We start from the raw sequence: 18,080 nt of genomic DNA, 5'->3' as shown, positions 1-18,080 counted from the left end.
CTTATTAGCCAAAAAACAGGTGCAGCACATCAATATCCAGGGGGAAGCGCATAACCAGTTCATCATGAGGAAGCTATTTGTTGTATTGTTTTTTATCCTGTTAGGCAAATGGGCACAAGCGCAACAGCTGGAGCGTATTGAGCCCATGTTCTGGTGGGTGGGGATGAATAACCCTAAACTGCAGTTGCTGGTACATGGTACTGGTATTGCCGCATTGGATGTACAGCTGGAGCATCCCGGGGTTAAACTCGCAAAAGTGCATAAAGTAGAAAACCCCAATTACCTGTTTCTGGATCTCGAAATTGACCGGGATGCAAAAGCGGGAAAATTCCCCATTGTTTTTAACAAGGAGGGTAAAAAGAAATTACAATATACCTACGAATTAAAAAAACGTGAAAGCAACCGCATTCAGGGCCTGAGCAGTAAAGACCTGATCTATCTGTTGATGCCCGACCGTTTTGCAAACGGAGAGCCCGGGAACGATGTTGTAAAAGGGATGCGTGAAAATAAGCTGAACCGCGATTCTATGTATTATCGTCATGGGGGCGACCTGCAGGGGCTTATCGGCAAGCTGGACTACCTGGAAGATCTGGGGGTAACCGCCATCTGGATGACACCGGAAATTGAAAACGACATGACCGAGGCTTCATACCATGGTTACGCAGCAACAGATCATTATAAAATAGACCCCCGGTATGGTAGCCTGGCCCTGTATAAAAAATATGTAGATAAAGCCCATGAGAAGGGCTTTAAGATTGTAAAAGATATTGTGCACAACCACATGGGTACAGGGCATTGGCTTTATAGTGATATGCCGATGAAAAGCTGGGTAAACCAATGGCCGGTCTATACGCAGACGAGCTATAGGGATGAACCGGTAATGGACCCCCACGCTGCCGAAGCGGATAAAAATAAGATGCTCAATGGCTGGTTTGTACCGGTTATGCCTGATTTTAATCAGAAGAACCCTTTTGTGCAGAACTACCTGACACAAACCAACATCTGGTGGATTGAATATGCGGGAATAGATGGCTTGCGCCTGGATACCTATCCGTATAACGACCCGGAGTATATGAAAGACTGGATACAAAAGATAAAGGCGGAGTTTCCGGCACTTTCTGTCTTTGGGGAAACACTGGTAAATTCTGTTGCTGCGCAGGCTTATTTTACCGGGGGCAATACCGTAAACCGGGGTTTTGATACCGAACTGCCAGGCATTACAGATGCAGTGCTTAAGAACGCAATATATGAGGCTTTAAATGGGAATACCGGCTGGACAGATGGGATATTCCGGCTCTATGCCACGCTTGCCCAGGATTTTCTTTACCAGGATGCCAACCGTAATGTGATCTTTTTGGATAATCATGACATGAGCCGGTTGTATTCGATGGTAAATGAGGACATCAGTAAATTCAAATCAGGAATTGCCTTGCTGCTCACCATGCGTGGCATCCCGCAACTCTATTATGGCACAGAAATCCTGATGAAAAACCATTATAATCCTCCCGGACTGGTCCGAATGGATTTCCCAGGGGGATGGCCGGGCGATAAAGCAGATAAATTTACCGCCTCGGGGCGGACAGCACTGGAAAACGAAGCTTTTAATTTTGTAAGGCTGCTGGCGAGATACCGTAAAAACAGTCCCGCACTGCAAAGGGGTAAAATGATGCAGTATGTGCCTGAGGATGGAATATATACCTATTTCAGATATCTCCCTGATGGAGGTAAACAGGTAATGGTGATTGTAAACGCAGATGATAAAGCAAAGAAACTACCGACTGCAAGGTTTGTGGAAAGAATGGCCAATGTTTCTGCTGCAACCAATGTCATTACTTCCCAAAAGCTGGAAAACCTGAAAATCATTGCCGTTCCTGCAAAAACAACACTTGTACTTGAATTGAATTAGATGAATACGACTACAGAACAAACAGCCTGTATATTTGACCTGGATGGGGTATTGGTAGATACTGCCGTTTACCACTATGAAGCATGGAAGCAGCTGGCCAACTCGCTAGGCTTTGATTTTACACATGCCCAGAATGAACAGCTAAAAGGAGTAAGCCGCATGCGTTCACTGGATATGATCCTGGAATGGGGCGGAATACAAAAGTCTGATGCTGAACGCGAAGAACTGGCCAGCCTGAAAAACTCCTGGTATGTTGCGATGATTAGTAAAATGACTACTGATGAAGTGTTGCCCGGCTCAGGAGAACTGTTGCAGCAACTAAAAGAAAAAGGAGTTAAAATTGCATTGGGCTCGGCCAGTAAAAACTCGGCGCTCATTCTAGAACGTACGGGCCTGGCTCATTTTTTTGATGCCATCGTGGATGGCAATGCTGTAACCAGCTCAAAGCCCGACCCCGAGGTATTTATAAAAGCCGCTGAATTGCTTGCTGCTGCTACTGCTGATTGTGTGGTTTTTGAAGACGCCTTTGCCGGTGTACAAGCCGCAAAGGCAGCCGGTATGAGGGTTGTAGGTATCGGTGAAGTTGAAAACCTGAAAGGTGCACAAATTGTCATTAAAGATCTTTCGGAAATTACCGTAGCTGAGATCGAAGCATTGAAAAATAAGTAAAGACGATTATCGCAGCGGCAATTCAGAATAGGAGCAACCCTTGGACGGATGAAATAAATAAAGTTTTTAAAATAAAATGTCTATTTTTACAGCCCGATTATGGAACAGATAAAAACATCATTTGATTTTGAAAAGCCTATTGCTGAATTGGAACAGCAAATTGAAAAGGTTAAACAAGTTGCTGAAAAAACCAAAGTAGATATGTCTGCTACCTTAACAGAACTTGAAGAGAAGTTGGATAAAACCCAGCAAACCTTATATAGTAACCTTACAGGCTGGCAGAAAGTTCAGATGTCCCGCCACCCTGAACGTCCGCAAACCCTTGATTACATTGGCATGATCTGCGATGATTTCATTGAACTGCATGGCGATAGAACGGTAAAGGACGATAAAGCCATTATTGGCGGTTTTGCAACCATAGATGGTCAGACTGTAATGATCATTGGTCACCAGAAAGGTAAAAATACCAAAGAGCGGCAATACCGGAATTTCGGTATGGCCAATCCCGAAGGATATAGAAAAGCACTGCGCTTAATGCGCCTGGCCGAAAAATTCAATAAGCCTGTAATTTCTTTTATTGATACGATGGGGGCATATCCAGGTCTTGAAGCGGAAGAACGTGGACAAGGAGAGGCAATCGCCAGGAACTTACTGGAGATGTCGGTCTTGAAAGTTCCGATCTTATGTTTCATTGTTGGCGAAGGCGCATCAGGTGGTGCATTGGGCATAGGTATCGGAGATAAGGTCTATATGCTGGAGCATACCTGGTATTCGGTAATCTCACCGGAATCATGCTCTTCCATTTTATGGCGTAGCTGGGATTATAAAGAACGTGCCGCAGAATGTCTGAAATTAACTTCCGAAGACATGTTCAAAAACAAACTGATCGACGGAATCATTAAAGAACCCCTGGGAGGTGCACACCAGAACCCTGAATTGATGGGACAGACTTTAAAGAAACAGATTCTGGACGACCTGAGGGTATTAAAGAAAGAAAAAACCGAAAAGATGATCACTGCCAGAATCGACAAATTCTGTGCAATGGGCGTAGTGAACGAGTAGTAACTCGCATTCTGCTGCCCGGCTGCATAATTGCGCTGAAGAAGCGCAAAGACGCTATGCCGGATAGCAGAAAATTCGTTACTTTTTATACCAATAACGAACATTTTTTACCCTTTTACAGATAGGGGCATTATAAAAAATAACGCATACAACAAAAGAGGCCTGAAATTCAAATTTCAGGCCTCTTTTGTTGTATGTAATTATACTGAACAATATAATGCTGTTCCTGCGTTTTAATGTCGTTTATGAGTAGAAAACGAGTATGCTGTGAACCGGCCTCGCGTCTTTTTAGTTTTTCTGTTAAGGAAAAACTAAAATTATGCAGCCGGAGAACAGCTTCGAGTTTTCCCCTTATTGCTGCGGGAAATACATGGTAAACCTGCCTTCCAGACCTTGAAACTGACGATTCAGGCTTTCACTAAGTTTTGCCTGCTTGTATTGTGCAGTTGTTCTTGCCATCTGGTTCAGGAAGGATAAGCCTAGCTGAACATTCTGGCTGCCAATCAGGTTGCGCTTGCTTTCAGAAACATCTGCCAGGTAGGTCAGTTCTTTCTGAATATATGCTGCCGACTTTTCAATCAGGTCATTTGCCCTTTGGTTCTCATTGAGCAGATAAAGGTTCTCGGCCAGGAAGTAAGCGCCCATCATAGAACGCATGCCATGGAATTTCTCCGGCATTACCTCATAATAACGGTTTACAACTTTTTTAGCATCTGCTGTTCTGCCTTCTTTGATCAGACCGGAGATGGTATTGTTAAATACATTGGTAAAGATGGAAATGTCGTCGGACGACTGAGGGTCAAGATATTTCGCGTTTTTAATGTTGCCCCATACAAATTTATCCATCACATTTTTATACAGTACAGGCGTATTGATCAGCTCTGTTCTGTTTGCCGAAGTATCTGGTTTCAATGGAAGCAGGCGCAGGGCCAGGCCTTCATTGTACAGGTAATTGTCGAGACCATTGTACTGATCTGAAGGAACAGTGCTGGCAAAATAAACAGGCCTTTTCCAGTCGTTATGTACCAGGATATCAAACATCGCCAATGTACCCTTGGTGACATAGTTTTTGTTGAAGGTCCAGTCCATCACTGCTGCAATTTTGCTGGAATCTGCAGCAGGCACCACACCATTTTTTAATACATCGGCACGGTTTACTGTAAGTTTAAAGTGTTTTGTAGGAATGAAGTTTTCCCTGCTGCCATCCTGTAGCGGCAGTTTGTCTTCAGCATTGTCGGATAACAATATGTCTACGATGTCTTTCAGTTCTACCGACCCGGCAATGTTTGCGTCCTGGTAGTACATCACATCCCTTACACCTTGTACATATTGCGAAGGTTTCATCGAAAGTGGCAATGGTGCAGATTCGTTCTGTTTACGTTTCATGCCATTGATGTACCAATCGGTATCAAATAAACTTAGGTTCACCAGCCTGATATCCGGACGGATGTTTTCCACTTCCTGCGCGTACCATAATGGATAAGTATCGTTATCCCCGTAGGTAAACAGAATGGCGTTTGGTGCGCAGGATTGCAGGTAGTCGACTGCAATGTCGTGTGCTACCATTTTGGTCGAACGGTCGTGATCGTCCCAACCCTGGGCCGCCATAAGCACAGGAGCTGCAAGCAAGCCGGTTGCTGTAGCCAGGATGGCGCCGTTTGCAGGTGTAAGCTTTTTAAACAGCCACTCCCTGATGGCGAGGACACCAAGCCCTATCCATATGGCAAAGGCATAGAAGGACCCCGCGTAGGCATAATCCCTTTCTCTTGGCTCCATTGGTTTCTGGTTCAGGTACAACACAATGGCCAGGCCGGTAAAGAAAAACAGCAGGGCTACGATGCCCGCATCTTTCTGGTTGCGCTGGAACTGCCATATGGCACCTATTAAGCCCAGTATCAATGGTAAAAAGAAGAAACGGTTGTAAGAATTGCTGTCTACTATAGAAGGTGGAAGGTTTTTCTGATTACCTAGCATCATGGCGTCGATAGGTTTTACCCCACTCAGCCACTGGCCTTCATACAGGCTGCCCTGTCCCTGATCGTCGTTCTGGCGACCTACAAAGTTCCACATAAAGTAGCGCATGTACATCTGGCCCACCTGGTATTTAAACAGGAAACCAACGTTGTCGATGAGGTTCGGGAAATGACTTTCATCAAAACCCATCAGGTCCCTGTAATAACCAATGTGGCGTTCATCATCGCTGTACATCCTAGGGAAAGGTGTTGTTCTGTCATACTCGTAATCGGTTTTTTTACCGGCTACTTCATATTTTTCATCCCCTTTTCTATAAAGGGTTTTGCCCTGTTTGAGGTTAACTTTCTGAGAGTTGTAGTTTGGCCCGAAAAGCAGGGGCCTGTCGCCATACTGTTCCCTGTTCAGGTAACTCAGGAAAGAGAAAGCATTATCAGGATCGCTGTTGTTCAGGTTCGGGTCGGCCTTTGCACGGATAATGATCATAGCAAAAGAGCAGTAGCCAAAAATGATCAGTACGGTAGAAAGGAGTGCAATATTCAGTATCCTTTTCTGGTGTTTGATGGAATAACGTATGCCCCATACCAATCCCCCGATCAATAAGATGGCGAACACTACAACGCCCGTTCCAAAGCCCATCCCTAAAGTGTTTACAAAGAAAAGATCGAAATAGGCACCAAAAGATACCAGGTATTGAATGATTCCATATTGGATCACCGCAAGGATAAGCACACCCAGCAAACCGGTCTTGATGATCCCGCTGGTTGTCGTTTTTTGCGTCTTTTTAAAATAATAAACGAAAGCAATTGCAGGGATGGTCAGCAAGTTCAATAAGTGGATACCTATAGACAGGCCCATAATATAGGCAATGAAAAGCAGCCAGCGGTCAGAACCCGGCTCGTCTGCATGAGCCTCCCATTTTAATATAGCCCAGAAAACGATGGCGGTGAATAAAGACGATAGAGCATATACTTCAGATTCTACGGCAGAGAACCAGAAGCTGTCTGAAAAGGTATAGGCCAATGCACCTACAATTCCGGCACCCATAATAGAGATGAGGTTAGCTTTGCTGATTTCCTCATTTCCCTTTACCAGGATCTTTTTGGCAAGAGCAGTAATGGTCCAGCACAAAAAGAGGATGGTAGCGGCGCTGGCAATTGCCGAGCCCACGTTCATGAAGTAGGCTATTTTTTGTGCATCGCCAAAGGCGAATAAAGAAAAGAACCTTTGGATCATCAGAAACAGGGGAGCTCCGGGCTGGTGAACGACCTGCATTTTATAGGCCGAAGCAATGAACTCACCGCAATCCCAAAAACTAACTGAAGGTTCCAGTGTTAAAATATAAGTTACAGCGGCTACAAGAAAGCAAAACCAACCGGTAAGATTATTAATTTTTGAATAATTCATTTCTTTATTGAATAGTTAATATGTTATTGAGGCGATTAAAATGCTGCCGAAAATAAAGAATAAGATTGAGAATAGCACAAAGTAAAGCGGAGTTTAACATTTTTAATTTAGGTCAGCCAGTACCTTTGATCCGCGCTGGTTCTGCCCTGGTTCTGCCTTTCTTCGGGAAAAAGGTACTTTTTGGGAGCAAAGGCGGTGTTATCTCCGAAGAAAGGCAGAGCCAGTCATCCGGTTAAGTAAGCTTACTGGATATTTGTAATGTTTGCATCCTCATCAAATTTCTCATTTTTAAGGCTTTATTTTTAGGAGGAATAAAAATCTTAAAATAATTTCATTTTTTTTGAATGCTGCTCTTGCAAAAATGAAAAATCTGCGTACATTTGCATTCCATTTCGAAGCAAGCCTTTAAAATGGAAGATTGCCTGATAGTATAATGGTAGTACGACGGTTTTTGGTACCGTTTGTCTAGGTTCGAATCCTGGTCGGGCAACTAACAATATTCGGATTGTGGGTTTTATTCACAATCCGATTTTTTTTAACCAGCATTGATATACCTTAATCATGCCATTGCAATTTAACCCAGTTAAGCTTTTTGCCGGATCAGGTACAAAAGAATTAGCAAAAAGAATTGCCGAGCAATACGGCAAGCCACTAGGCGATGTAACTTTAAACAAGTTTAGCGATGGTGAGTTTCAGCCTTCTTATGATGAAACTGTACGTGGTTGTGATGTTTTCCTGATTCAATCTACCTATCAGCCTTCTGATAACCTGATGGAATTGCTCCTGATGGTTGATGCAGCAAAACGGGCTTCTGCGCATTACATCACTGCAGTTGTACCTTATTACGGATTGGCAAGGCAGGACAGAAAGGATAAGCCAAGGGTTGCCATAGGTGCGAAACTGGTGGCTAACCTCCTGAAATCGGCCGGTATCCACAGGATCATGACGATGGATCTTCACGCCGCACAGATACAGGGCTTTTTTGATATCCCTGTTGATCACCTGGATGGTTCGGTAATTTTTGTGCCTTACATCAAAAGCCTTGGGCTGGAAAATCTTACGATTGCTTCACCAGATATGGGCGGTTCTTACAGGGCGCGTACTTTCGCCAAGTTCTTTAATGCAGAGGTGGTAATTTGCGATAAGCGCAGGAAACGTGCCAATGAAATCGAATCTATGTCGATCATAGGAGATGTAGCCGGGCAGGATATTGTGCTGATTGATGACATTTGCGATACCGCCGGAACACTGGCCAAAGCTGCTGCATTGATTATGGAAAAAGGCGCGAAAAGTGTAAGGGCTGTTTGTACGCATCCGGTATTGTCTGGAAAGGCCTATGAGACCATTGAAAATTCAATGCTTACAGAACTCATCGTAACGGATACCATTCCGCTGAAACAGGAAAGTTCAAAAATAAGGGTACTGAGTACAGCCCCATTGTTTGCAAAAGCAATTGCCAATGTAAACGAACACGGGTCTATCAGCGATCTTTTTAGAGTTTAAGAATAATTATATAAATTAAATAAATAGAAAATGAAAACAATCGCAATTAGCGGTTCTCCAAGAGAGAACGTAGGGAAACGCGATGCTAAAGAGCTTCGCTACGAAGGTAAAGTTCCTGCAGTATTGTATGGTGGTAAAGAACAAGTTCACTTTGCTGCTGTTATCGCCGATCTAAGGGATGCTATTTACACTCCTGAAGCGAACTTTGTAGAAATTGAAATCAATGGCACAAAAACTAAAGCCATCATTAAAGATCTGCAATTTCATCCATTAACAGACGTGTTGTTACACGTAGATTTTCTGCAACTGTTTGACGACAAACAGATTTTAATGGAAATCCCTGTTAAATTAACCGGTACTTCTCCAGGTGTTAAAATGGGGGGTAAACTGGTTCAGAAATTACGTAAACTTCGTGTTAAAGCATTCCCTAAAGATATGCCTCAGACAGTTGAAGTGAGCATTGCTAAAATGGAAGTTGGTAACTTATTCCGTGTGCGTGACCTTGAAAAAGGTAACTACATTGTAACCAATACAGGTGAAGATACCATCGTTTCTGTAGGTATGTCAAGAGCTTTAAAACAAGCTGAGCAAGAAGCCAACAAGAAATAATTAATTTCTTTTGAAAGCAAAAGCAGCACCATACCAGTGCTGCTTTTTTTATGGATGGGTTTTGATCCATTAGCTGTATGGTATAAACTATTATCTTTGCGGATAATGGACAGGACTAATGACAGTATAATTTTAAGATGAAGTATTTAATAGTTGGTTTAGGAAATATTGGTCATGAGTATGCGGATACCCGTCACAACATTGGTTTTATGATTGCCGATGAACTGGCGAAGCAGTTGGAAGGTATATTCACGAATACGCGCCTGGCCTACCATGCCGAACTTGGTTTTAAAGGAAGGAAACTGCATGTGATTAAGCCTACCACTTATATGAACCTGAGTGGCAAAGCCGTAAATTACTGGATGCAGGAGTTGCGTATCCCGCTGGAAAATGTGCTGGTCATTGTAGATGACCTGGCCTTGCCTTTAGGGAAACTCCGGCTGAAGCTGCAGGGCAGCAGCGCAGGGCATAATGGATTAAAAAGCATTGAAGGGCTTTGCGGCGGACAAGCTTATCCCCGTCTGCGTTTCGGGATCGGTGATAACTTCCCCAAAGGCAGACAGGCAGATTATGTGCTGGCCCCATTCGATGACGATGAGCTCCCGGAGCTACCGGCCCTGATCGATAAGAGCACAGAGCTGATCAAGAGCTTTGTAACGATAGGCCCTGCAAAAACCATGACCGCCTTTAACCAGTAGTATATTCCTGGATTTTCTTATAAAGTGTAGCCGGTTCAAATGGCTTGCTGATGACATCATTGGCCCCGGCAGCAATTGCCGTTTCTTTATCCGTGTCGAGCACGGCAGCAGAGAAGGTAATTACAGGGATATTTTCTTTTCCCGGAGCATAACCCTCGCGGATCAGTTTAATGGCCTCAAGGCCGTTCATTACCGGCATAAAAGTATCCATCAGTACCAGGTCGTAATCATTTTCCTTCAGTTTATCCAGTGCTTCCTGTCCGTTTTCAACCACATCCAGTTGTACCTGCCAGCCCTGCAGGATTTTGATGATGAGAAATTTATTGATCGGGTTGTCTTCTGCAACCAGAACTTTTACATTGCTAAATGGCATAAGTTTTTCTTCTGTTAGCTTTTTAGGGGCATCGTTTTCCTTTAATACTTCGTACCAGTTGGTAAAGCTGAAAGTACTTCCTTTGAACTCTTCGCTTTGAACTTCCAGTATACCCCCTTTAAGTTTTGCAAGGTTCCTGACAATGGAAAGGCCAAGTCCGGTACCTCCAAATTTGATGGTGGTCTGTTCATCGGCCTGCTCAAAGGTTTCAAATATTTTTTCAATATTCTCTTCGGCAATGCCAATGCCGGTGTCTATTACTGAGAACCTGATCTGAAGGTTATTTCCTTTATGGTTCAGTATTTCTACGCTTAAGGTTACGCTGCCTTCGTGGGTAAACTTAATGGCATTTCCGATCAGGTTCATCAGGATCTGATTTAAGCGCAGTGAATCTGCCAGGATCATTTTTGGCAATTCCGGATCGAGCTCTAAATTCAGCGCCAGCTTTTTCTCTAAAGATGGGATGCGGAGCAGGTTTACCACAGCTTCGCATATTTTGACAATATCTGTGGCCGTCCTGTTGATCTTAAACTTGCCCGACTCTATTTTGGAAAGATCCAGTACATCGTTGATTACGCCAAGTAAAGAGTTGGAGGAAATCTCCAGCAGGTTTACCATCTCTCTTTGTTCATCACTCAGCGCTGTTTTTTTAAGGAGCTGTGCAATGCCTATGATCCCGTTGATAGGTGTGCGGATCTCATGGCTCATATTGGCCAGGAAATTGTCTTTTATCCGCTTTCCCTGTTCTGCAAGTTCTTTGGCCTTGATCAGTTCTTTCTGGTAAGCCTCAAGCTCGCGGTTTTTGTTTTTTATTTCTCTCTGGTTTCTGACAAACTGGATAAAGGAATCCACTTTGGCAGAGGTTACAAAAGGATCCAGGGGCTTGTAAAGGTAGTCGACCGCACCGGTATTTAATCCTTTAACCGCATACTTGGTTTCTTTGGATATGGCAGTAACAAATATGATCAGGATTTCTTTTGTCCTTGGGTTGCTTTTTAAGATCTCTACGAGTTCGAAGCCGTCCATCTCAGGCATCTGAACATCAATCATGGCAATGGCAATGTCCATTTCCCAGGATAACCTGAGGGCTTCATTGGGATTGGTGGTACTGATGATATTGATATCGCTTCTCTGCAAAAGTGCTTCGAGGGCAATAATATTTTCAGGTCGGTCATCAACAATCAGGATGTTAATTTTTTCCATGTGTGCTGGGTTATTGGGGCATTTACGCCCTATGCTATCTTTTGGTAAATGTTATTTTTTTTATCTATTATTTTAAAACGCCCCAATTCTGTACTTCTTAACGTTTCTTTTGAACCTAAACATAAAAAGCCAAAATTGGCCAAACTATTATAAAACAACTCGATCACTCTTTTTTGTAATTCCACATTAAAATAGATCAGTACATTTCTGCAGGAAATGACCTGGAATTCATTGAATACACCATCTGAAGCGAGGTTGTGAACTGAAAAAAGGATGTTCTTTTTCAAAGAATGATTGATGGATGCCGCATCATACTTTGCGGTGTAATAATTGGACAGCGTATGGTTTGTTCCTGTTTTCTGGAAGTTTTCTGAATACTGCTTCATCTTTTGCAGGTTATAAATTCCGGTTTTTGCATGTTCCAGTACATCGGCATTGATGTCTGTACCATAAAAGAAACAACGCTCGTAAAGCTGTTCCTGTGCAAACAGGATTGCGAAAGAATACAGTTCTTCGCCTGTTGAGCAACCCGCATTCCATACTTTAATGCGCTGGTAGGATTTTAAGTAGGGAATGATGTTGTCGCTCACCGATTTGTAGAACAGGGGATCGCGGAACATTTCAGTCACATTTACCGTAACCTCAATTAAAAAAGATTCAAAGTAGTCGTGGTCGTTGGTCAGCAATGTGCGGAGGTCGAACAGGTTTAGCCGCTGCAGGTGCATGATCCGCGTAACCCGCCTTTTTAAGGACGCGGCAGAGTAATCTCCAAAATCAAAGCCATGGATATTCCTGATGAGAGCAATGAGATTGCCCAGTTCTTCATAGGTGATGATGTCAGTTTCTTTATGCATATCAGCTTAGCCAGACTCTTAACATTGAAAGCAGCTTGTCCATATCAACAGGTTTGGAAATATAATCGTTTGCACCGGCCTCAATACATTTTTCCCTGTCGTTTTTCATGGCCTTTGCTGTTAACGCGATAATGGGCAGTTTAGCGTATTCTTTTTTAGCCCGGATTGCCCGCATCGCTTCGTACCCGTCCATTTCAGGCATCATGATGTCCATCAGCACCAGGTCGATGTTTTCCTGTTCTTCCAGTCGCGTGATGGCTTCCCTGCCGTTGTTGGCGATCACGATTTTCAGATCGTAGGCCTGGAGGGCGCTCGACAAGGCAAATATATTGCGCATGTCATCGTCGGTGATCAGAATGGTTTTGTCTTTCAGCACCTTTTCCATGGTAGAAGAACCTTTAGGTTTGGCGGACTTACTGATGGCTGCCGAAGATGCCGGACTTTCCTGCTTAAGTTTGTTCATAAACAGGCTTACCTCATCTATTAGCCTGTCGTTCGATTTGTTCGACTTCAGCACCATGGCTTCTGTATACTGCATGATGTGCGCCATCTTTTCCTGGTCAAGCTCCATCGCTGTATTGATAATTACAGGTACATGCGCCATCCGTGGCTGTGATTTGATCATGTCCAGCAACTCAAAGCCGGAAATATCCGGCAATTTAAGGTCGAGGATGATGCAGTCAAACTCCTGTTCTTCGAGCAGCTCCAGTGCTTCTTTTCCGGTGAATGCCTGTTTTACATCAACACCCTTTTCTGTAAGCTGCTGGGTAAGCACCTTGCTGTGGAGTTCCTGGTCTTCAATAACAAGAACTGTGTTTAGGTTGTACTTCAGGTGGGCAGCGCTCAACAGTTCAAATGCTTCGTCCAGCTGTTCCTTTTCAATGGGCTTTTTCAGGAAGCCGATGGCACCTTCTTTTTTTGCTTTTCCTGCTTTTTCATTTCCCGCAGACATCATATGTACCGGGATATTTTTGGTTCTCGGATCGGCCTTTAATTTTTTGAGGATGGTCCAGCCATCAACCACAGGCAGCATGATGTCGAGTACTATGGCATCAGGAAGTTCAGAAAAAGCCAGCTCCAATGCTACGTCGCCACTGTGGGCAAGAATAGGGCTAAAACCCTTTTCTATAGCATAATCGTTCAGTACATCGGCAAAGGCAAGATCGTCCTCAACAATCAGCAATTTCTGGATTTCTGTGCGGCCCTGCGGTGTTGGTAGCGGTTCCTGCGCAGACACCGGGAAGACTACTGCAGTTTCCTCAGCTTCGTAGGTGTTTTCCTCGTTTTCAGATGCAGCTGAATGGTTTTTGGGCACAAAAAGCGTAAAGATACTGCCTTCTCCCTGTTTGCTGCTCACCTGGATTTCCCCGCCCAGAATGTGTGCCAGTTCTTTACTGATAGAAAGGCCAAGTCCTGTACCTCCGTATTTGCGGCTGGTAGAGCCGTCTGCCTGTTGAAAGGCTTCAAATATCAGCTTTTGTTTGTCTTCCGGAATTCCTATTCCAGAGTCTTTAACCCTGATCGCAATGATTTCGTCTGTACTGCTTTGCAGTTGGCTGGAGTAAAATGTGGTCTGTGGTTTGGCCATTCCGATCTCCAATGTGATTTCACCATGCTCGGGTGTAAACTTAAAGGCATTGGACAACAGGTTCTTTACGATCTGCTCCAGGCGCGCCTGATCCGTAAACAGTTCCTTTGGCAATTCCTGGTCGAGCACAGTGCGGAAAGTAATTTTTTTGCTCCTGGCGAGTTCGGTAAACAAGGCCTCCATGTTCTGTTTTACGGCGGCCGGTTTCAGAGGAAGTATGGAAAGGTCGAGCTTGCCGGATTCAATTTTGGACAGGTCAAGAATGTCGTTGATCAGTGTCAGCAGGTCTGTTCCCGCATTGTGGATTACCCCGGCATACTTGATCTGATCTTCATTCAGGTTCTCGGGCCTGTTCTCTTTTAGTATTCTGGCCAGGATGAGGATACTGTTCAGCGGGGTCCTCAATTCGTGGCTCATGTTGGCCAGGAATTCAGATTTATACTTGCTGGAAATCTCCAGTTCTTCGGCTTTGAGGCTCATGGCCTCTTTGGCCTGGTTGATGGCAATGTTGCGTTCTTCGAGTTGCTGTGCTTTCTCTTCCAGCTCTGCATTGGTCTGGCGGAGCTCTTCCTGCTGTACCCGTAGTTCTTCTTCGGAAGCCTGAAGCTGTTCTGATTTGTAGATCAGTTCTTCGTTGGTAGTGCGGAGTTCTTCCTGCTGGCTTTCCAGTTCTTCTGCCTGTTGCTGGGTTTCTTCAAACAGGTCCCTGAGCTTGAGCCGGGCTATGGTGCTGTTGATGGCAACCCCAATGCTCTCAGACACGGTTTGAAGGAACAGGGATGTGGTGTCGTCAGGATTCCCTGTTAAGCCGATTTCTATGACGGCAATGGTCGTATCTTCAAATAAAACCGGGAACAGGTAAACAGATTTGGGAGGGGTTTGGCCCAGGCCCGAACTGATGGTCATGTAATCTGCCGGAAGATCGGTCAGTATCTTTTCTTTTTTTTCTGCTGCGGTTTGACCCACCATACCTTCGCCAAAGGCGTAGCTTTCTATTATACCCTTTTTAGGGCGGTAGGCATAACCTCCTGTCAGGTGCAGCGTTTGTTGGTTTTCATTGCTCAGGAAAAGGGCGCCTACCGGGGCTTTCAGGTAGTTACAGATTTCGGTAATGATTCTTGTGGAAAGCTCTTTCATTTCCTGTTCGCCACGCATGGCCTCATTGATCAGGGCTGCGCCGGAAAGGAGCCAGTTTTTTTGTTTATTGTCTTCCGACAGCTGCGCCAGTTGCGCATTGTTGTTCCTGATCTGTGCTTCTGTTTCTTTTTGCTGGTCGAATGTTCTTCTGATGTAAGTGAATAAAAAGAGGATGAGGCAGAAAATGACCAATGCGCTTCCGATAACAATGGCAACTGTCCTGTCTTTGCTCTTGTCTGTGGCCATGATCCGCTTTTTGAGCAGCGTTCTTTCTCCAAAGACCATTTTTTCGCTGTATTTGGATAAATTTTCCCGGACTGCCCTGATCTTATCTGTCTGCATCAGCACAATTGCGGCATCTTTTCCGGAAGTATTGTTGGTATGCAGGATTTCTTTCAGCGAACTTACCCGTTTTGCGAGATAAGATTCGAGACTGTCGGCATGACGCAATTGTACGGGATTATCGCTCACAAGAGATTTGAGGTCGTGAATACTGTTTTGTACCTGGTCTATGTTGGCCGTATAAAGGGGTAGGTATTTTTGGTTCTGGGTAAGGACAAAGCCCCTAAGCCCGCTTTCGGCATTGACAATCTGCTGATCAATTTTTTGGGTCAGAATGATGATCTCATAGGTATGGTTTTCCCAATCAGAGTCTTCATTAAAGGAATCGATACTTTGATACGAAGTAACCGCAGATATCAGGACAAACAATAAGGAAACAGCAAAACCTGTGAGTACCTGTTGTTTAAAAGTTAGCTTAAACATGTTATGAGTTAATAATTAAGATCAATATCTTGTTATAGCTAACAATATTAATCATAATATTTAATTAGCGGGTTGCGGGCAGATAAATTGTAGAAGAATTTAACATAAATTATTCAAAGATTGAGCATAAGTAGCGCCAATAGGTATCAGCTGTTCGCCAATCCATACCTGGAAACGATCGAATTTGCTGATCTTTTCTTTTGCTACAATAAAGGCCCGGTGGGTGCGGATGAATTTTTCTGCAGGCAGCAGCAAGAGCATTTCATTTAAAGGTACCCTTGTACTGAGCAGTTTATCATTTTCGAGGTGGATCTGAGTGTAATTACCTGCGGCTTCTATGTATCTGATGTCACTGATCTGAACTTTTATTTGTTCATAGCCATCTTTAATAAAAATAGATACCGGTTCTGCCGAGGCAGGTGTATGGTTTCTGAACTTGTAGAGTTCCTGGGCCTTATTGCAGGCTTTTAAGAAACGGGACAGGGAAAAGGGCTTTAATAAATAATCTATCGCGTCGAGCTCAAAACTTTTTACTGCATGTTCTGAATAAGCTGTGGTAAATATGACCAGGGGTGGGTTGCTAAGGCTTTTTAAAAAGTCGATCCCGCTGATGTCGGGCATTTTGATGTCCAGAAAAATGAGGTCTGTTTTGTTGTGCTGCAGAAACGCAATTGCATCAAATGCATTTGTAAAAGTAGCCTTGAGTTCAATAAAAGGAACCTTGGATGCATGCGACTGCACTACATCCAGGGCTATGGGTTCATCGTCTATTGCTATTGCAATCATTTTTAAAATTAGTCATTTTCCCTCAACTGCAAGGTCAGGTGAATGAAAAACTCCCTGGCACTCTCGCGGATGAGTAGCTCGTGATGGCCGGGATATAACAAAGCCAGGCGTTGTTTTACATTCTGTAAGCCAATACCACCATGCTGTTTTTCGGGGTCGTTCTCATTTTTCGGGTGAATACTGTTGTGGACATCAAAATACAGCGTGTTGTTTTTTGTTTGAAGAGTAATTTTGATGTGTGAAGGATATTTTAAGCTGATGCCGTGTTTAAATGCATTTTCAACAAAGGGAATGAGCAGCATGGGGGCAATGGCAAGGTCGTCAGGCTGCTCTTCGATCTGGGTCTGTATCACGATGTCGGGCGAGGTCGAGGTCCTGAGTTTTTGCAGGGCGATGTAGTTGTTCAGGTAGTCTACATCTTTCGACAAAAGGATTTTATCTTCTACATTTTCCTGGAGCATAAAACGCATCATATCGCCCAGTTTCTGGATGCCTTCTCCTGTCCGCTCGGCTTTTTCCTGGAGTGCAGTGCCGTAGAGGGTATTCAGTGCGTTGAAAAGAAAGTGCGGATTGATCTGCGATTTTAAGAAATTAAGATTGGCGTCGGATTTGCCAAGCTCCGTTTTCAGGGTATAGATTTCCTGGTCTTTTTTGCTGTTCCTGGCTTTGTAAATATTCCAGGCGAACAGCGGGACAACGATAAACTGTGCAATTGAATTTATAGCTGTAGAGAAACCGAGGATGTTGTCATGATTATCCCTGTTGCTAAAGAAAAGCAGGGATGTAAGAACGATGAGCAGGTTTGATAGCGGTGCCAATAGGAAAATGACACCGATATAGGTCAGCTTGGGGCGTTTTCTTTTGATAATAAGCGGAAGTTGGATGTATATGAGGTAGATATAACTGAAAATGGCCAGCGGGGCAACAAAAGTAAAGGTGGCAACAATAAACTGATGGGCATTTAAAATCAAGGCACAGGCATGAAGGAACATGGACCAGGCAACCAGAAGTGTAGCTTCGTAATATACTTTGTTTAGTGTGTTTTGCTTGTTTCTTGTAAAATAGATGACCATCATCTTTATGGAGAGCAGGACAATGAAATATTTGCTGATAAAACCGGCAAGGAAACAAATGTGGATAAGCAGGTATATAAAGAAGACTGAGGTTGAAATTTTTTCATCAGGTTTTTCAAATTCCTTCTGTACATACAATGTCAGCAGCAAATAAAATACTGTGGTGATCAGGTGGCTGAATAAGACGTAAGTCCACACGGTATCGTTAAAGATGGCACTGATATTGAAATTGGTTCCGAGGCCCCCCAGTGTGGCCAGGTTTTGCAGGAGAGAGAATAAGCAGGAGATGGCAATGAGTGAGGTTACAATCCAAAGCTCTATTTTTGTGGTCTCTTTTAATTTGATCATTAGGTTTAAATTTTAGGTCGGCAAGCGATGTGATGATTTATGCCACAATACTACAAAGTATGAAGAGTTCAAAATTTAAAATGTGATGAAACCCCGAAAAAAAGTGATGAATTAAATCTTAGTTTTGC

At 43.8% G+C, this 18,080-nt stretch carries 12 protein-coding genes and 1 tRNA gene; 7 read left to right on the top strand and 6 right to left on the bottom strand.

All coding sequences use genetic code 11. The features are described from left to right. Positions 1-64 precede the first annotated feature (64 nt). From ABIE26_RS11895 to ABIE26_RS11885, 3 genes are all read left to right on the top strand, one after another. Complete coding sequence (locus tag ABIE26_RS11895; RefSeq protein ID WP_310142699.1) at positions 65-1,906, top strand: glycoside hydrolase family 13 protein; 1,842 nt, start codon at positions 65-67, stop codon at positions 1,904-1,906. Continuing rightward, entirely contained in the window at positions 1,907-2,575 is a 669-nt protein-coding gene (gene pgmB / locus ABIE26_RS11890) for a beta-phosphoglucomutase (protein WP_310142701.1), read from the top strand. Positions 2,576-2,674: 99 nt separating this feature from the next. Further along, entirely contained in the window at positions 2,675-3,637 is a 963-nt protein-coding gene (locus ABIE26_RS11885; protein WP_310142703.1) for an acetyl-CoA carboxylase carboxyltransferase subunit alpha, read from the top strand. A gap of 351 nt (positions 3,638-3,988) precedes the next feature. Here the strand turns inward: ABIE26_RS11885 and ABIE26_RS11880 are convergent, their stop codons facing one another. Further along, the gene (locus ABIE26_RS11880; RefSeq protein ID WP_310142705.1) at positions 3,989-7,015 is read right to left on the bottom strand and encodes a glycosyltransferase family 117 protein; all 3,027 of its coding nucleotides are present in this window, start codon (positions 7,013-7,015) and stop codon (positions 3,989-3,991) included. 419 nt (positions 7,016-7,434) lie between these two features. On the opposite strand from ABIE26_RS11880, the gene ABIE26_RS11875 reads away from it, so the two are divergent. The 4 genes from ABIE26_RS11875 to pth all read left to right on the top strand — a co-directional run bounded on the left by ABIE26_RS11875 (position 7,435) and on the right by pth (position 9,825). Continuing rightward, positions 7,435-7,505, top strand: a tRNA-Gln gene (locus ABIE26_RS11875). Between the two features lie 71 nt (positions 7,506-7,576). After that, on the top strand, positions 7,577-8,518 hold the full coding sequence (locus ABIE26_RS11870; protein ID WP_310142707.1) for a ribose-phosphate pyrophosphokinase: 942 nt from the start codon (positions 7,577-7,579) through the stop codon (positions 8,516-8,518). 30 nt (positions 8,519-8,548) lie between these two features. Beyond that, on the top strand, positions 8,549-9,127 hold the full coding sequence (locus ABIE26_RS11865) for a 50S ribosomal protein L25/general stress protein Ctc (RefSeq protein ID WP_310142710.1): 579 nt from the start codon (positions 8,549-8,551) through the stop codon (positions 9,125-9,127). Positions 9,128-9,264: 137 nt separating this feature from the next. Then, a complete protein-coding gene (gene pth / locus ABIE26_RS11860) occupies positions 9,265-9,825 on the top strand; it encodes an aminoacyl-tRNA hydrolase (RefSeq protein ID WP_310142712.1) in 561 nt (186 codons plus the stop codon). Here pth and ABIE26_RS11855 read toward each other — a convergent pair. The 5 genes from ABIE26_RS11855 to ABIE26_RS11835 form a co-directional block, all read right to left on the bottom strand. Continuing rightward, positions 9,815-11,401, bottom strand: coding sequence for a response regulator (locus ABIE26_RS11855; protein WP_310142714.1), 1,587 nt, complete (start codon positions 11,399-11,401; stop codon positions 9,815-9,817). The genes pth and ABIE26_RS11855 overlap by 11 nt on opposite strands. A gap of 29 nt (positions 11,402-11,430) precedes the next feature. Then, complete coding sequence (locus tag ABIE26_RS11850) at positions 11,431-12,255, bottom strand: CheR family methyltransferase (RefSeq protein WP_310142717.1); 825 nt, start codon at positions 12,253-12,255, stop codon at positions 11,431-11,433. A 1-nt stretch (position 12,256) separates the two neighbouring features. Then, the gene (locus ABIE26_RS11845) at positions 12,257-15,745 is read right to left on the bottom strand and encodes a response regulator (RefSeq protein WP_310142721.1); all 3,489 of its coding nucleotides are present in this window, start codon (positions 15,743-15,745) and stop codon (positions 12,257-12,259) included. 99 nt (positions 15,746-15,844) lie between these two features. After that, complete coding sequence (locus ABIE26_RS11840) at positions 15,845-16,531, bottom strand: LytR/AlgR family response regulator transcription factor (RefSeq protein WP_310142723.1); 687 nt, start codon at positions 16,529-16,531, stop codon at positions 15,845-15,847. Between the two features lie 8 nt (positions 16,532-16,539). Continuing rightward, positions 16,540-17,952 (bottom strand): sensor histidine kinase, encoded by a 1,413-nt coding sequence (locus tag ABIE26_RS11835; protein ID WP_310142726.1) that lies wholly within the window; start codon positions 17,950-17,952, stop codon positions 16,540-16,542. Positions 17,953-18,080: the final 128 nt, after the last annotated feature.

Origin of the sequence: Pedobacter africanus (assembly GCF_040548825.1) — a bacterium.
In the GTDB taxonomy this organism is placed as follows: domain Bacteria; phylum Bacteroidota; class Bacteroidia; order Sphingobacteriales; family Sphingobacteriaceae; genus Pedobacter; species Pedobacter africanus_A.
The sequence above is the reverse complement of the archived record's forward strand: the minus strand, read 5'-3'. Positions and strand labels throughout refer to the sequence as shown.

Coding starts and splice junctions, on each gene's coding strand:
- ABIE26_RS11895 (WP_310142699.1), top strand. CDS start 65: ATGAGGAAGCTATTTGTTGTATTGTTTTTTATCCTGTTAGGCAAATGG.
- pgmB (WP_310142701.1), top strand. CDS start 1,907: ATGAATACGACTACAGAACAAACAGCCTGTATATTTGACCTGGATGGG.
- ABIE26_RS11885 (WP_310142703.1), top strand. CDS start 2,675: ATGGAACAGATAAAAACATCATTTGATTTTGAAAAGCCTATTGCTGAA.
- ABIE26_RS11880 (WP_310142705.1), bottom strand. CDS start 7,015: ATGAATTATTCAAAAATTAATAATCTTACCGGTTGGTTTTGCTTTCTT.
- ABIE26_RS11870 (WP_310142707.1), top strand. CDS start 7,577: ATGCCATTGCAATTTAACCCAGTTAAGCTTTTTGCCGGATCAGGTACA.
- ABIE26_RS11865 (WP_310142710.1), top strand. CDS start 8,549: ATGAAAACAATCGCAATTAGCGGTTCTCCAAGAGAGAACGTAGGGAAA.
- pth (WP_310142712.1), top strand. CDS start 9,265: ATGAAGTATTTAATAGTTGGTTTAGGAAATATTGGTCATGAGTATGCG.
- ABIE26_RS11855 (WP_310142714.1), bottom strand. CDS start 11,401: ATGGAAAAAATTAACATCCTGATTGTTGATGACCGACCTGAAAATATT.
- ABIE26_RS11850 (WP_310142717.1), bottom strand. CDS start 12,255: ATGCATAAAGAAACTGACATCATCACCTATGAAGAACTGGGCAATCTC.
- ABIE26_RS11845 (WP_310142721.1), bottom strand. CDS start 15,745: ATGTTTAAGCTAACTTTTAAACAACAGGTACTCACAGGTTTTGCTGTT.
- ABIE26_RS11840 (WP_310142723.1), bottom strand. CDS start 16,531: ATGATTGCAATAGCAATAGACGATGAACCCATAGCCCTGGATGTAGTG.
- ABIE26_RS11835 (WP_310142726.1), bottom strand. CDS start 17,952: ATGATCAAATTAAAAGAGACCACAAAAATAGAGCTTTGGATTGTAACC.